The organism is Tenacibaculum ovolyticum DSM 18103 (assembly GCF_000430545.1).
Classification (GTDB): domain Bacteria; phylum Bacteroidota; class Bacteroidia; order Flavobacteriales; family Flavobacteriaceae; genus Polaribacter; species Polaribacter ovolyticus.
In genome coordinates, this window is record NZ_KE387163.1 from 879,842 (window position 1) to 894,439 (window position 14,598).

Sequence of the window (14,598 nt, forward strand, 5' to 3'; positions counted from 1 at the left end):
AGCCATCTGAATTCAGATGGCTTTTTTTCTTAAAAATCACTTTCATAATACCGTTATAAATTGTTTAATTGATTATCTTTTTTATTATCACTAATTGTCCAAAAGAAACCAACAAAAAAGAATCTATCTACATTAGGAATTATCGCTTGTCTATCAAAAACACCATTCATGTTTGGAGTATTTTTATAGTTATAACCAGATACATTTTGAGTACCAAAAACATTGTTAACTGAAAAATATAATATTTTTTGTTGACTGATTAAATATGCCCAATTTACACTTACTGAATTATAATTTTTTGTTTTATTATTTAAAAATCCTACTTCATTCGGGTTCGTATAATTTCTACCTGATGCAAAATTATAACTAAAACCTAATTGGCTTTTCCAGTCTTCAACCCAATGTTTTGCTACAATAGATAAATTATGTGCCGATGCAAAATTTGGAGTAGCCTTTGTTGGATAATTTTTATAATCTCTTTCGGTATCTAAGAAGGAATAAGAAACCCAATAATCAGTATTTTTAATGCTCTTATTATCTCTCCAAAAAACATCTACTCCTTTTGCAAACCCCTCTCCTAAATTTGAATAGTTAGATGTTGGCAAAGATAAATTAGTATCATATTTCACTAAGTCTTGATACTTTTTATAATACCCTTCAACTCTAAATATTTGTTTGTTTTTTACATATTGGTAATTTGCAATAAAATGTGATGTGTTTTCAGCTTTAAAATTAGTATTAAACTTTAAATAATCATTTTTAGGGTTTTGATAAAAACGACCATAAGCTAATGAGAATTGAGTATTTTTCCCTGACTTATATGCTATAGATGCTCTAGGGGAAATGGTAAAATCATTCAACAATTCAGAATACTCTCCACGTATACCAACTTTTGATGCTAATTTTTTAGAAAAGAATATATCTGCTTCTACATAACTTCCTAAAATATTATTATCGAAACCATAATCAACAGTATTATTTACAATACTTTTATAATTTTCTTTAAAATCTGTTATAAAATACTCAGCACCAAAATTTAATTTAAATCTATTAGAAAAACGTTTTTTCATTGCTATTTTAAAATGCGCAGAATTTTCATCATCTGTAACTTCAGTATCTAAAACCTTAATATCAGAATGATCATTAGTAAAACTCATTCCGGTTGCTACCTTCCAACCATCTCCAAAACTATTTTTATAAGAACTATTAAAATATAAATTTCTATTTTTCATCCCAAAACGAAATCCATCTACATGATTAATATCTTCTTGTACCAAGTCAAAATCTGTATAACTGAACGCTCCATACACCTTTAATAAAGATTCATTTTTAAACTTAAAACGATATACAGCTTCTCCACTTAATGCTTGTACTGGTTTATTCCATTTATTTCTATCTGGAAATGCAGATTGATAAGGAGCTAAATTTATATACGACGCATTTACACTTAAAGAATTTTTACCAAACACTTGCGTATTACCAACACCTAAACCAACTGTCATAAATGCTAAATCTGTTTTTTCTTCAATAACTTCATCATTTGTATTTAACAATAATACACTCGATAAAGCCTGTCCATATTCTGCTGAATAACCACCAGTAGAAAATGTAATTCCTTTGAATAAAAAAGGAGAAAATCGTCCACGTGTTGGAATATTTCTAGCTGATGGTGAATAAGGTGTAAAAACTCGAATACCATCTACAAAAATTTGTGTTTCTTCTGCATCTCCTCCACGAACAAAAAGACGCCCATCTTCATTAACTGTTGAAGTTCCTGGTAAAGTTTGTAATGCCCCTACAAAATCACCTAATGCACTTGCTGTTGTTACCACATCTAATGGTTTTAAAGCAGTAACCTTAGCATTATCACCTGCTTCAAAAGTTCCAGCATTTATAGTTACCGCATCTAATGTATTTACATCATCTCTTAATTTTATTTTTAAATTCTTTAATAAAGAAACATCTGTACTTTTAAAAAATGTCTCGAAAGAAATAAAAGAAATTAGTAACGTTTGTGTTCCTTTTTCTGATGTTGAAAAAGAAAAATTTCCTTTATCATCTGTTGATGTTCCATCATAAGTTCCTTCTAAATATACATTTGCTCCTTCAATGGGAGTTCCTTTTTTATCAGTTACGTTTCCTGAGACTATTGTTTGTCCAAAGAAATAGCTTTGAAAAAATATGCATAAGATAAATAGTAATTGTTTCATTGTTTTGTTATTTGATAGTACAAATTTGCTCTATTTGTAAAACTTTACATAAAAAGACAAACCCAACTGTTTAAAATTAATGACGAACTGTTTTTTAACAAAACTAAAAGAGATCACTTTTCTACACTTAACAAATCTTGCTCATACCTTTTCAAATCTTGCTGAATTTTCAAATCAAAAAAGCATAGTTTATATGATAAAATTGTATTTTTACGTAGTCTAAAAAATGATAATGTCACACGATTTAAGTAATCATAGAAAATCATACGAGAAACAGGAACTATTAATAGAAAATTGTTCTGAAAACCCAATTGAACTTTTTAGAGACTGGTTTCTAACAGCCGATGATTCTGAAATGGTAGATGAAGCCAATGCAATGACTATTTCATCAATAGGATTAGACGGTTTTCCTAAAAGTAGAATTGTTCTGTTGAAAAAATATACTTGGGAAGGTTTTATTTTTTATACTAATTATAATTCTGAGAAAGGAAAAGCTATTTTAAATAATAACAATGTATGTCTTTCTTTTTTCTGGGCTGGCCTAGAACAACAAATAATTATAAAAGGTAAAGCTGAAAAACTTGCAGAAAATTTATCTGATGGTTACTTTGAGTCTAGACCTGATGGAAGTAAATTAGGCGCTTGGGCTTCTAATCAAAGCGAAATTGTTACATCTCGAGAAGAACTTGATAATCAACTAAAAAAAACGGAAGAAAAATTTAAAGGAAAAGAAATTATACGTCCTAAACATTGGGGTGGTTTTATAATAAAGCCGATATCTATTGAGTTTTGGCAAGGACGCCCTAATAGAATGCACGACCGTATAAGATATACTTTGCAAAAAAATTTTTCTTGGAAACTTGACCGTTTAGCTCCATAGCTTTATATTTACCTAGCTTTTAAAAATTAAATGAAAACACTTTATATTGTTCGTCACGCAAAATCTTCTTGGAAGTATGAAAGCGTAGAAGACATTGACAGACCTCTAAAAGAGCGTGGTATAAAAGATGCACATCTTTTATCTAAACACTTAACTAAAGAAATTAAAAAACCTGATGTTTTTATTTCAAGTAGTGCTAATAGAGCTTTACATACTGCGGTTATCTTTTGTGAAAATTTTAAGTATCCACTCTCTAACCTAAAAATCAAACGACAACTCTATAGTTTTAGTGATGGTTATTTAGTAAAAACAGTAAAAGCTTTAGATGATAGTTTTGATAGCGCTATAATATTTAGTCACGATCATGGTATAAATAGTTTTGTTAATAAATTTGGAGACAAACCAATAGCTCATGTAGCTACATGCGGTGTAATTGGTATACAGTTTAAAGACAAACATTGGAAAAACATAAAAAAGGGAATAACTACTTTAGTCGAATTCCCTAAAAATCATAGATAAATCTATATATTTTGAAAATTAAAAAATACGGTGCTATAGATATAGGTTCTAATGCTGTAAGACTTTTAGTAGCGAATGTTATTGAAGAAAAAAATAAAGAACCTCAATTTAAAAAATCTTCATTAGTTAGAGTTCCTATTCGTTTAGGGGCTGATGCTTTTGTTTCAGGTATAATTTCTGAAGAAAATATCAATCGAATGATTGATGCCATGGAAGCCTTTAAACTACTTATGAAAGTTCATGGTGTAGAAAAATATAAAGCGTGTGCAACTTCGGCAATGAGAGAAGCTGAAAACGGTGCTAAAGTTATAGATACTATTTTTAAAAAGACTGGAGTAGAAATTGACATTATTGATGGTAAAAAAGAAGCTGCCATTATATTTTCTACAGATTTAAATCAATTATTACAATCAGATTCTACCTACCTTTATGTTGATGTAGGTGGAGGTAGCACCGAGTTTACTTTATTTTCTAAAGGTAGAATTGTTAAATCAAAATCTTTTAAAATTGGTACAGTACGTTTAATCAATAATAAAAAGACAGAAAATAAAGCTATTTTTAAAGAAGTACAAGAGTGGATTGAAGAAAACACAAAAAACTATAAGCGTATTTCTTTAATTGGTTCTGGCGGAAATATTAATAAAATATTTAAAATGTCGGGAAGAGATATGGGGAAACCAATCTCATATATATACTTAAATGCACAATATCAATTCTTAAAAAAAATGAGCTACAAAGATCGTATCTCTGAACTAAGTTTAAATCCTGATAGAGCTGATGTAATTGTTCCTGCAACCAAAATTTACCTTTCTGCAATGAAATGGAGTGGAGCAAGAAAAATATTTGTCCCTAAAATAGGGCTTTCAGACGGGATAATTAAAAGCCTATACCTCAATAAATTATAAACATTAACATACTTTTAACATTTTCTATTTTTTTTCATATATTTGTTTAAATGTGACTTTCACACCCCATATGTGTCTTAACATTAACTAAGTAATCACAAACAAATATTTAATTAATATGAAAAAATTATTATTAACTGGGGCGTTATTAGCATTTTATTTTACAGCTTCTGCGCAAGATTTACCTACCAATGCTGAACCAGGTAAATGTTATGTACGTTGTAAAACACCTGAGGTTTGGAAAAATGAAGATGTAACCATCGAAATAGCTCCTGCTTACAAAAAAATTGTAACACACCCTGCAAAGTACAAAACTGTTACTGAAAGTGTAATTAGCAAAGATGCAGGTGAGAGTTTAGTAATCGTTCCTGCTGTGTGGGAAAATAAAACTGTTACTTATAGAGCTAAAGATGATGCTAATAAATTAAGAATAATTAAAGCTACCTTTAGGCCAGATTCAGAAGTTATTGAAACAAAAGCTGCTTCTGCGCAATGGGAAATGAGTGAAAAAGCTCCTGATTGTGAATCTAGTGATCCTAATGATTGTAGATATTGGTGTTATGCACCTATTCCTGCAAAATTCGTAACTATTCCTCTTACCAAATTAAGCAATGATGCTTCTACGGAAAAAATAGCTGTACCCGGATACGAAAAAACATATACTAAAAGAGTAATGGTTACACCACCTACTACTCGTACTGTTAAAATACCAGCTATATATAAAAACATTACTAAAACTGTTTTAGTAAAAGATGCTTGGGATGAAGTAATTACTATACCTGCAAAAAACAAAACAATAACTAAAGAGGTATTAGTATCTAAAGGAGGATTAACTACATGGAAAGAAGTTGAATGTAAATTACTAACATACAACCCACTACCAATTAATTGGAACTTAGGAAGTGCTACGTTAACATCAACAGCAAAAAAATTAATTGATTCTAGATTATTACCAGTTGTAAAAGATGGAGTTCAGGTTGAATTAGCCTCTCATACAGATTCTAGAGGATCTAGAGCATCTAATCAAAACTTATCTGATAGAAGAGCTAAAGCTGTTGCTACTTACATGATTTCAAAAGGAGTTAACCCTAGTCAGATCGTAGCAAAAGGTTATGGTGAATCTAAACTTAAAAACAGGTGTTCTGACAAAGTTTCATGTACTGAAGCTGAACACTTAGTAAATAGAAGAACTGAATTTAGAGTTATAAATTAACTATTTATTTTAGTCTTTTTAATAATTTAAAACCTCTTGAAGTTAAAACTTCAAGAGGTTTTTTTTATGTAAATTTAGTATGTTGTCTTAAACTAATAAATCGCTAATTAATTTTAATATACATTGCCTCTAAAAAAGAAATATAATGTAAATTAAGATAAAGGAATTCACCTTATCACACAATCACTATCCCTTTTAACTAAAAATAGAGTTTAAATATTACAATATATTTTCATCAAATAGCTAATTTTAAGGAAACCTACATTGAACTATTTCATACTATATATAAAAAGTAACTCTAATCTAAATTTATTTAAACTTAGATAAAACTGACTGAAAAAAAGGATAGTAATAATCGGTTAAAATCATTCCTCTTTTATATCCAATGATTTTTTGTCTATGATTAACAAATAGCAATGTAGGATAAGAACTTATCTTAAATTTTTTTACAAGTTTAAGATTCACCTTTAACCTATCTGCTTCTACTAAATCTTTGTTATAAGGATTATCAGCCTCATAAAGAATAAAATTCTTTTTAGCTATTTTTTTAAATTTATCTGAAATAAATAATCCTTCATCTAATTTTTTACAAGGGCCACACCAATCTGATCCTTTAAAATAAATTAATACTGGTTTTCTTTCTTTTTTTGCCTTTTTTAAAGCTTCCTTATAAGAATTCAACCATAATGTTTCAATATCTACATTCTTTTCTTGTGCGCTTACAAGAAAACAAATCATTAACAGTAAGATTGTTATTGAATTTTTTTTCATACATCTATTTATAGATTATAAAAGTATCAAATATAATACCACATAAATTTATTTAAGTATCCATTTAAAATATACATCTACACAAGTACTACTTTAGTAAAGTAATTTCTAATTTCAACTCCTTTTGCAACCAACCTTTAAGTTCTTTCTCTTTCTTCTGAACAATAGAATCAGCTAATTTCTTGCTCCACACAACTGATAATTCAGGAATCGTATCTATTTTTATAAAATCTTTAGAAGATAATCTTTTAGAAAAACTAATTGCCTTAATATCATTAAATCTAATTTTAGCTTCTTTTGCTATTTTACTAAAAGGCACACTGTTTTTATCTCTAATTAAAGCACTTTGCTCTATACTATTGTTTAATTTCGAAATAGTATTTTTTAAATCATCAATCTCTCTATGCAAACCATTTATTACATCGTCTTTTTGATTTAAATCAACAATTGCTCTATCATAAGCATCTACTACCCTATCTACACTACGTGCTTTATTTTCGTTTATTACTAATTGATAAGCATCTAACTTATCGTATGTTTTTAATTCATTTCTTAAAAAAGTTTCTGTAGCATCTGTTACATCTCCGTTAAAAAATAGATTTATCTTTTTTCCTTTTCTATCAATATTTTTACGCTGTAGCCATAGATCTTTATTTGACTCTATTTTCTCTTTTAAAAACTTATCATAATTCGAATTAATAACACTTTCTTTATATACACTTATAAAAGTAAATATCGCAGGTACCATAACCAAAAAGGCTACAAATGATGCTATACGAGCAATTCTTTTTCTTTTTTCAGAATTTACATAACGAATCATTGTAAAACCTAACAATTTTAAGACTAAAAAGGTAGCTAATGCAATAAAAATAGTATTGATTGTAAATAAATACATTGCTCCAAAAAAGTAATCAAAATTACCTATTGCTAAACCATACCCAGCTGTACATAAAGGAGGCATTAATGCTGTTGCAATTGCAACTCCAAATATTACTGAAGCAATGGTTCCTTTTTTTGTACGTGCTATAATTAAAGCTAAACCTCCAAAAAATGCAATTAACACATCTCGTATATCTGGTTTTACTCTACCTAACAGTTCTGAAGTTTCCTCTTTTAAAGGAAATAAAAAGAAAAACAAAAAAGCGGTTAACAAACTTAACACAATCATAGTTGCTAAGTTTACCATTGATTTTTTTAACGTATCAATATCATTAATTGCTATAGACATACCTATTCCTAAAATAGGCCCCATTAATGGTGATATTAACATGGCTCCAATTACAACAGCTGTTGAGTTTGCATTTAAACCTATAGAGGCTACGAATATTGAACAAATTAAAATCCAAGCTGTAGCTCCTTTAAAAGGTATATCAACTTTAATTGCTTCTATAGTTGCTTCTTGATCGGTGTCATGACGAAAATCTAATAATTCAACAATAAACCTTTTTGAGCTTTCCCACAAACCTTTTGCATCTTCATGAACTGCTTGTTTAGATTGCTCTACACTTTCGTTTTGATCTATTTTATCTTCCATATTATTTTCTTTTTTCAGGTTCGCAAAGATACAAAATTCCTACTTTATTAAATAAAAACAAAAAGCTCGAAAATATTTTCGAGCTTTTTGTTTTTTTGTGATGTTATTTTATTTGATACTTAATTTTGTTTTTAAATCTTTCGAAACTGCATCTTTATGAAGTAATACCGAAATAGTCTTTAGCTTAAAATAAGGAATTGACATATAAACATATCCTTTATTACCTTGTTTAGCACCCCAAGAATTTTTTACTTTAAAGTACTTGTTTCCTTTCTGATCTTTTACTAAACCTACAATATGCATTAAGTGGTCATCTGTAGTATTAAAGTTTTCAAATTCTGATTGACGAAAACTAGCTGTAATTTTCTTCTCTTTTACAATTTCTTTTAATCCTTTTTTATTTTCAGAACTACTAGCTGGTATAAATGCTACACCGTTTTTTGACGAAAATGTTTTTTCTGAAACATCACAATCTAATTCAATTGTATACCCTTTATTAATAGCCTCTTCTGTTACCGAGACCATTTCATCTAAAGACACATTATAAAATGCTCCGTTTGAAAAATTATCAGGAATATTCAAAACAAATTTATCATACATTTTAGCATGCGTAAACGAACTTATAGTAACGTAATTTGATGGATTAATTTTTACATACTCAGCAAAAGTCTTTGGAGTATACTTCTTTCCTTCAAATTCAAATTCTTTTTTATTTTTCCCTAAATAAACATCTAAAACACTTTCGGTAGCTTGCTTCCATCTCGGGCTTAATTCTCTTGCTGGGTTTTTTATATAAGCGTCTAGCATTGATTTTAAAACAGAAACTACCTCTGCATGATTATGCTTTACCTGCCCCAATTCTAATCCTGAAAAAACACTTTCAGGTACTAAACCATAATTTGCAACAGAATTAATAACATCATGCCCTAAACCACCTTCACTAAATTGTGCTTTTCCTTGACGGTATAAATAATTATTAGCCTTATCTGAATATGTATTACGAACTGTATACATTTCTGATAAATCTATATTTTTTCCTGTTAATCGTATAATTTCTGATTCTAAAAATGATGTTGTAGAAAAACTCCAACAAGTACCAGATATTCCTTGACTTTTTACCTGCGTACTTTCAATGTCTTTTACTGTATTAAACTGGTATTTTTGAGCAGTTACTGAACCAATACTTAAAAGAGTAAAAGCAGTTCCTATCAATAATTTTTTCATAAGTTGTATTTTGTTTTATTGAGCAATTTACTGCTTTTATAACAACTTTAAAAATTTTAATAAATCTAAAAATCTACGATCACTCCTATTCTTGGTAAAGCTCTTCCTGATGTACTTTCAATTTCTTCTAAAAGGTATCTAAAACTATCATTAGGGTCGGAAACTCTACCGTTTTGATCTTCAATTGGCAATAAAAATGGACGTTGTTTAGAACTACTTGCATAAATATTTTGAATATCAACATATAAGTTGATTGCTGCTTTCTTTAAATACCATGTTTTATCAACTCTTACATCTAACTGTGTGTATGTATTAAAACGTTCTCCGTTTAATTTTACGTAATCTAAAACCCCTCCATTTACAACATCATAATTTGATTTTAATGAAGATGCATTTTCATCATAAGGAGTATAAGGTCTACCTCCAACCAATCTAAATTTAGCACCTACTTCCCAATTTTTCTTTAATTTTTTTCCTGCAGTTATAGTTACAAGATGTTTATTATCCCATGTAGAAGGAATGTAATTACCAACAGCATTTTTAAACTCACTTCTTACAAAAGTATAAGATGCAATTCCGTATAAACCACTATATGACTTTTTCTGTGCTAACACTTCAAAACCATAGGCTCTTCCTTTATTATTAGAAACTACCTCTTCATTTCCAACAACTCCAAAATCTGCTCCTAAATTAGCTAAGCTTATCTGATTTCTTACTGAAAATGGATAATTATCGTATGTTTTATAAAACCCTTCAAAAGTAATTTTAGAACTGGTATTTGGTTTATATGATAATCCACCTACAAAATGATCTGACCGTATATATTTTAATCCTTTTTTATTGACAAATTCATTTACGTTATTCTTAAAACCTAAAACAGTATAAGAAGGTAATTGGTAATAACGACCTATTGATGAATTAACAGCTAATTTTTCATTTAAATTATAACTTAAAGACAATCTAGGTGAAAATTGATTCAATAAATTTTTCATTTCACTGTTATAATCAACTCCATCAATTCTAAAACCAAAAGAAACTCCTAACTTATTATTTAAATACTCTTTTGATACTTGACCGAAAATACCATACTTTATAAAATCTATTTCTGAATTAAATGCATCTTCAAAAACACTATTAGCGTTTGCTACTTTTCTATAAGTGTTATTTATATAGGTTGCTTTTTCTAAATTCGTTCCAATATTAACCCTATAATTATTCGCTGTACTAAAGTTATTCTCGTACCTAAATTTCGTTTCTATTTCTTTAGAATTATAATCTAATAATAAATTTGATGGCAACTCTTCATTCATAAAGTATTTCTTTGCCTTGTTTTTAAGTTCATTTCTACTTAAAACAAATAAATGAGTAGCGTTTTTATCAAAATATTTATAACTAGCACCTACAGTATAATTCCATTGACTATTTACAGGAACCGTATTTAAAACTACTTTATTTCTTTTTAAAGTTTCTTCATCCGTTTCTCCATCATTAACAGATTCATTTAACTTAAAGTTATCTATAGCTCCTAAAGCTACAATAGACAATTCACTATTTTTTGACAATTGAGATTTTACATTTAATTGAAAATCATTATATGTTGGTAAAAAAGGAAGTTTAATTAACTTAAACAAAAACTGAAGGTATGATTGACGTACAGAGAACATAAATGTTGTATTTTCACTCAAAGGACCATCTAAAGTCACACCTGCATCTGAAGTACCTAATGTTACTCTTGTATTTAAAGCTGTTGGATTTCCTCTTTTTTGAGTAAACTCAATTACAGAACTTAAGGTATTACCTCTGTTTGCAGGAAAAGCACTCGAGTAAAAGTCAACCTTACGAATTAAATCTGCATTCATTATTCCTACTGGTCCTCCTGTTGCCCCCTGTGTTTGAAAATGGTTTATAACAGGAACCTCTATACCATCTAAATAAAATTTATTTTCAGAGGTTGCACCTCCTCTTATTATAATATCATTTCTAAATCCAGGGTTAGAAGCTACCCCAGGAAACGATTGAATAACTTTTAAAATATCTCTATTCCCTCCTGGATTTTTCTCTATTTCTGCAACTCCTAATGATTGAAGTGATAGAGGGCTTTCTAATGATTTTTTAAATAAACTAGCCTTAACTTCTACTTCTTTCAAATTTGTACTATTCTCTTTTAGCACAATAGTTACAAACGGTGAATTATCTTTAGTTACTAAATATTCATCAGAAATTAATGTTTCATAACCTATAAATGAAACTCGTAATTTATTATAACCTAACGGAACGTTTGAAATTTTAAATGCCCCATTCTCATCTGAAGCACCTCCAATAGAAGTACCATAAACCAACACGTTCACAAAAGGAATAATTTCTCTTGTTTTAGCATCAATTATTTTCCCGTAAATCTCTCCTTCAGTTTGACCAACTGAAATAAATGATTGTAATATAATTACAACTAAAAGTAAATTTTTCATAAATAACACAATTAAGGTTTAACAAAAATACAAATTGTTTAACAAAAACACTAAAAAGATAAACAAAGAAAATAAAATCTTATTTTATTTTATTTTATTTTATTTACAAATTACAAACTTCACAAAAAGTAAGCCTTAGGTATCTTCCCTAATTTTAATTAAAAAACAACAAGAAGAATCAAAAGTTGCTTTTACAACTCCTTTTTTTAACAAAACAGCCCATAATGAACAACTCAAATTAAACTTCACCTAAATAAATAAACACCTAATTATAAACACTTTAAAAAACATATTATAAATAACACTATTATTATTTTCACTCCAAAAACAATAATTTTCAAAGCTACATTTTTTCACAACCCACTAATTAAATGACAGTTAGCTTTTTACAATAAACCAAGTGTTAAAATAAATAGGGTTAACCCTATTTGTAGATAGGGTCATTGGGTATTGTGTGATTATAATACGCTACTTAATTTTGAATCATTACAAATAATAACTTAATAAATAATTAAAAAATGATTAAAAAAATTACTTTACTAACTATGATTTTACTCTTTTGCTTCAAGAGTACATTTGCCGACCCAATTAATAAAAAAACGGCTATTTCTGTCGCTAATAAATGGCTAAGCAATAAATTACAAAGAAGTGCAAAAACGAATCAAAAAGAGGCTTTATCAATAAAAGAAATTCATCATAATGAGCGTGTTGTTTACTACATCATAAGCTTTAAAAAGGGTGGTTTTGTTATTGTTTCTGCAGACGATTCAACCAAACCTATTTTAGCATATTCAGATACTTCTTTTTTTGATACTAATTTAGAAAACCCAACAACTAAAACTTTACTTAACGGTTACAAATCGTTTGTTTACGAAAGTGCATTAGCTCAAAAAACAGGTAAAATGAAATCTGCTAATTCTGGATGGAATAAATTACTTAAATCAAAATCACAAAACCAACGTAAAACAAAAGTTATTGCTCCATTTATGGATGATATTCTTTACACACAGTCTAGTGGTTTTCAAAAATTTTGTCCGAGTGATGATGATGGTCAAGCTATTGTTGGCTGTGTAGCTACAGCAATGTCGCAAGTAATGAGATACTGGGAATTTCCTTCAACAGGAAGTGGTAAAACATCATACAATCACAATAAATACGGAAACCTTAGTGTTGATTTTGAAAACGAACAATACGATTGGGATAACATGTCTAAAACCAGAGCTGATGATGAAAATGCAAAACTTTCATACCACGCAGGTGTTGCTGTTAGGATGAATTACGGAACATCTGCAAACGGAGGTTCAGGTGCTTATACAACGAATGCTTTATCTTCTTTAAAAAGAAACTTCAAATACAACAATGGAGCTAGAATGGTTTACAGATACCGCTATTCTGATAGTGAATGGAGTAACGTTATAAAAGAGCAACTTAATGAAAAAAGGCCAGTTTTATATTCAGGAAGAAGTAAAAACCTTGAAGACCCTACCGCTGGAGGAGCAGGTCATTTATTTGCTTTAGATGGATATGATACTACAGATCAAGGTGATTTTTTTCACATTAACTGGGGCTGGGCAGGAAGAAGTAATGGTTACTTTTACTTAACTGAAATGGTTACTCACGGAGGTAAATACAACTGGATAGACAACAATGCTGTTATCATTAATTTATATCCTACAAATATTGCTCCAATATTTAAATCTAAGCCTACTACTTTTGTAGACATTGATCAGCCTTACAATTACCAAATTACCACTACTGACGAAAACCGTAAAGACATCATAAAAACATCTTTAAAAGAAGGTCCTAGCTGGTTAAGTATTAAATTAGACAATGGTATCTATTCTTTACAAGGAACCCCTTCTAATTCAAACTCAGGAGAATTCAAAGTTGTATTAGAAGCTACAGATGGTGATAATAGTACGTTACAAGAATTTAATATTACTGTAGGTAAAAACAAAAACTATTGCGAATCAAAAGGAAATAGAATAAAATATGAATGGATTGATTTTGTTTCTTTTGGTAATATGACAAATACTACAGGTCATAATAATGGTTATGCTGATTTCACAAATAAAACTGCTTCTGTTGTTTCTGGAACTACTAACGATTTAGTTATTAGCGCTGGTTTTAGTGGTAGTTTATACACTGAATTTTTTAGTGTTTGGATAGATTACAATCAAAACGGAAAGTTTGATGAAAATGAAAAGGTAGTTAGTGAATCTACTACAAATGGAGCTAACAAAACCTATAGTGTTAAAATTCCTGAAAATGCCTTAACTGGATCAACTAGAATGCGAGTATCAATGAAGTATAAAAACACACAAACCCCTTGTGAATTATTTAACGACGGTGAGGTAGAAGATTACACTGTAAACATTACTAAAACTTCTGCTCGTGAAATTATAACGAAAGCAACCGATAAAGAGATTAGTAATACTTCTTTAATTAATCTACTTGTATACCCTAATCCATCAAGTAAGGTTTTAAATATTAAAGTTGGAAAAACGCTTAAAAAGGCAAAGTATCAAATTATTGATGCTAACGGAAAAGTTGTAATTCAAAATTCATTTTCTCCTTCAATCAATATTGAGAAATTAAAAACTGGTATCTATTATTTAAAAGTATTTGATAAAAATACAAAATACACTAAATCTTTTATAAAATCTGGTAAATAACATTTCCAACTTATAGCATTAGATTAAATAATGAAAGCTCTTAGAAAATATTTTCTAAGGGCTTTTTTTTATAAAAAGATTATAAATAAAAAACCTCAATCTATAAAAGATTGAGGTTTTGTGGGGAGAGCAGGATTCGAACCTGCGAAGTCGTAAGACAACGGAGTTACAGTCCGTCCCAGTTGGCCGCTTTGGTATCTCC

At 29.0% G+C, this 14,598-nt stretch carries 10 protein-coding genes and 1 tRNA gene; 5 read left to right on the top strand and 6 right to left on the bottom strand.

The annotated features are described in order from the left end of the window. Positions 1-53 precede the first annotated feature (53 nt). Positions 54-2,210 carry a TonB-dependent receptor gene (locus tag H518_RS0114070; RefSeq protein ID WP_028889658.1) on the bottom strand — a complete coding sequence of 719 codons (2,157 nt, stop codon included), beginning with the start codon at positions 2,208-2,210 and terminating at the stop codon, positions 54-56. A 232-nt stretch (positions 2,211-2,442) separates the two neighbouring features. On the opposite strand from H518_RS0114070, the gene pdxH reads away from it, so the two are divergent. From pdxH to H518_RS0114090, 4 genes are all read left to right on the top strand, one after another. Continuing rightward, positions 2,443-3,090: a pyridoxamine 5'-phosphate oxidase gene (gene pdxH, locus H518_RS0114075; protein WP_028889659.1), complete on the top strand. Its 648-nt coding sequence runs from the start codon at positions 2,443-2,445 to the stop codon at positions 3,088-3,090. Between the two features lie 30 nt (positions 3,091-3,120). Then, positions 3,121-3,609 (top strand): SixA phosphatase family protein, encoded by a 489-nt coding sequence (locus H518_RS0114080; protein WP_028889660.1) that lies wholly within the window; start codon positions 3,121-3,123, stop codon positions 3,607-3,609. Between the two features lie 8 nt (positions 3,610-3,617). Beyond that, entirely contained in the window at positions 3,618-4,514 is an 897-nt protein-coding gene (locus H518_RS0114085) for a Ppx/GppA phosphatase family protein (RefSeq protein ID WP_028889661.1), read from the top strand. A 118-nt stretch (positions 4,515-4,632) separates the two neighbouring features. Next, positions 4,633-5,727 (top strand): OmpA family protein, encoded by a 1,095-nt coding sequence (locus tag H518_RS0114090; protein ID WP_028889662.1) that lies wholly within the window; start codon positions 4,633-4,635, stop codon positions 5,725-5,727. 309 nt (positions 5,728-6,036) lie between these two features. Here the strand turns inward: H518_RS0114090 and H518_RS19940 are convergent, their stop codons facing one another. The 4 genes from H518_RS19940 to H518_RS0114110 all read right to left on the bottom strand — a co-directional run bounded on the left by H518_RS19940 (position 6,037) and on the right by H518_RS0114110 (position 11,721). Next, a complete protein-coding gene (locus H518_RS19940; protein ID WP_051263788.1) occupies positions 6,037-6,498 on the bottom strand; it encodes a thioredoxin family protein in 462 nt (153 codons plus the stop codon). An 88-nt stretch (positions 6,499-6,586) separates the two neighbouring features. Further along, positions 6,587-8,032 (bottom strand): DUF389 domain-containing protein, encoded by a 1,446-nt coding sequence (locus H518_RS0114100; RefSeq protein WP_028889663.1) that lies wholly within the window; start codon positions 8,030-8,032, stop codon positions 6,587-6,589. Positions 8,033-8,140: 108 nt separating this feature from the next. Further along, positions 8,141-9,256, bottom strand: coding sequence for a C1 family peptidase (locus H518_RS0114105; RefSeq protein ID WP_028889664.1), 1,116 nt, complete (start codon positions 9,254-9,256; stop codon positions 8,141-8,143). 65 nt (positions 9,257-9,321) lie between these two features. After that, positions 9,322-11,721, bottom strand: coding sequence for a TonB-dependent receptor (locus H518_RS0114110; RefSeq protein ID WP_028889665.1), 2,400 nt, complete (start codon positions 11,719-11,721; stop codon positions 9,322-9,324). Between the two features lie 518 nt (positions 11,722-12,239). Between H518_RS0114110 and H518_RS0114115 the strand changes: the two genes are divergently transcribed. Further along, a complete protein-coding gene (locus H518_RS0114115; protein WP_028889666.1) occupies positions 12,240-14,396 on the top strand; it encodes a C10 family peptidase in 2,157 nt (718 codons plus the stop codon). A gap of 121 nt (positions 14,397-14,517) precedes the next feature. On the opposite strand, the gene H518_RS21355 is transcribed toward H518_RS0114115, so the two are convergent. After that, a tRNA-Tyr gene (locus H518_RS21355) sits at positions 14,518-14,598 on the bottom strand.

Bases quoted from the DNA above. Each gene is read 5' to 3' on its own strand.
- H518_RS0114070 (WP_028889658.1), bottom strand. From the start codon at position 2,210: ATGAAACAATTACTATTTATCTTATGCATATTTTTTCAAAGCTATTTC.
- pdxH (WP_028889659.1), top strand. From the start codon at position 2,443: ATGTCACACGATTTAAGTAATCATAGAAAATCATACGAGAAACAGGAA.
- H518_RS0114080 (WP_028889660.1), top strand. From the start codon at position 3,121: ATGAAAACACTTTATATTGTTCGTCACGCAAAATCTTCTTGGAAGTAT.
- H518_RS0114090 (WP_028889662.1), top strand. From the start codon at position 4,633: ATGAAAAAATTATTATTAACTGGGGCGTTATTAGCATTTTATTTTACA.
- H518_RS19940 (WP_051263788.1), bottom strand. From the start codon at position 6,498: ATGAAAAAAAATTCAATAACAATCTTACTGTTAATGATTTGTTTTCTT.
- H518_RS0114100 (WP_028889663.1), bottom strand. From the start codon at position 8,032: ATGGAAGATAAAATAGATCAAAACGAAAGTGTAGAGCAATCTAAACAA.
- H518_RS0114105 (WP_028889664.1), bottom strand. From the start codon at position 9,256: ATGAAAAAATTATTGATAGGAACTGCTTTTACTCTTTTAAGTATTGGT.
- H518_RS0114110 (WP_028889665.1), bottom strand. From the start codon at position 11,721: ATGAAAAATTTACTTTTAGTTGTAATTATATTACAATCATTTATTTCA.
- H518_RS0114115 (WP_028889666.1), top strand. From the start codon at position 12,240: ATGATTAAAAAAATTACTTTACTAACTATGATTTTACTCTTTTGCTTC.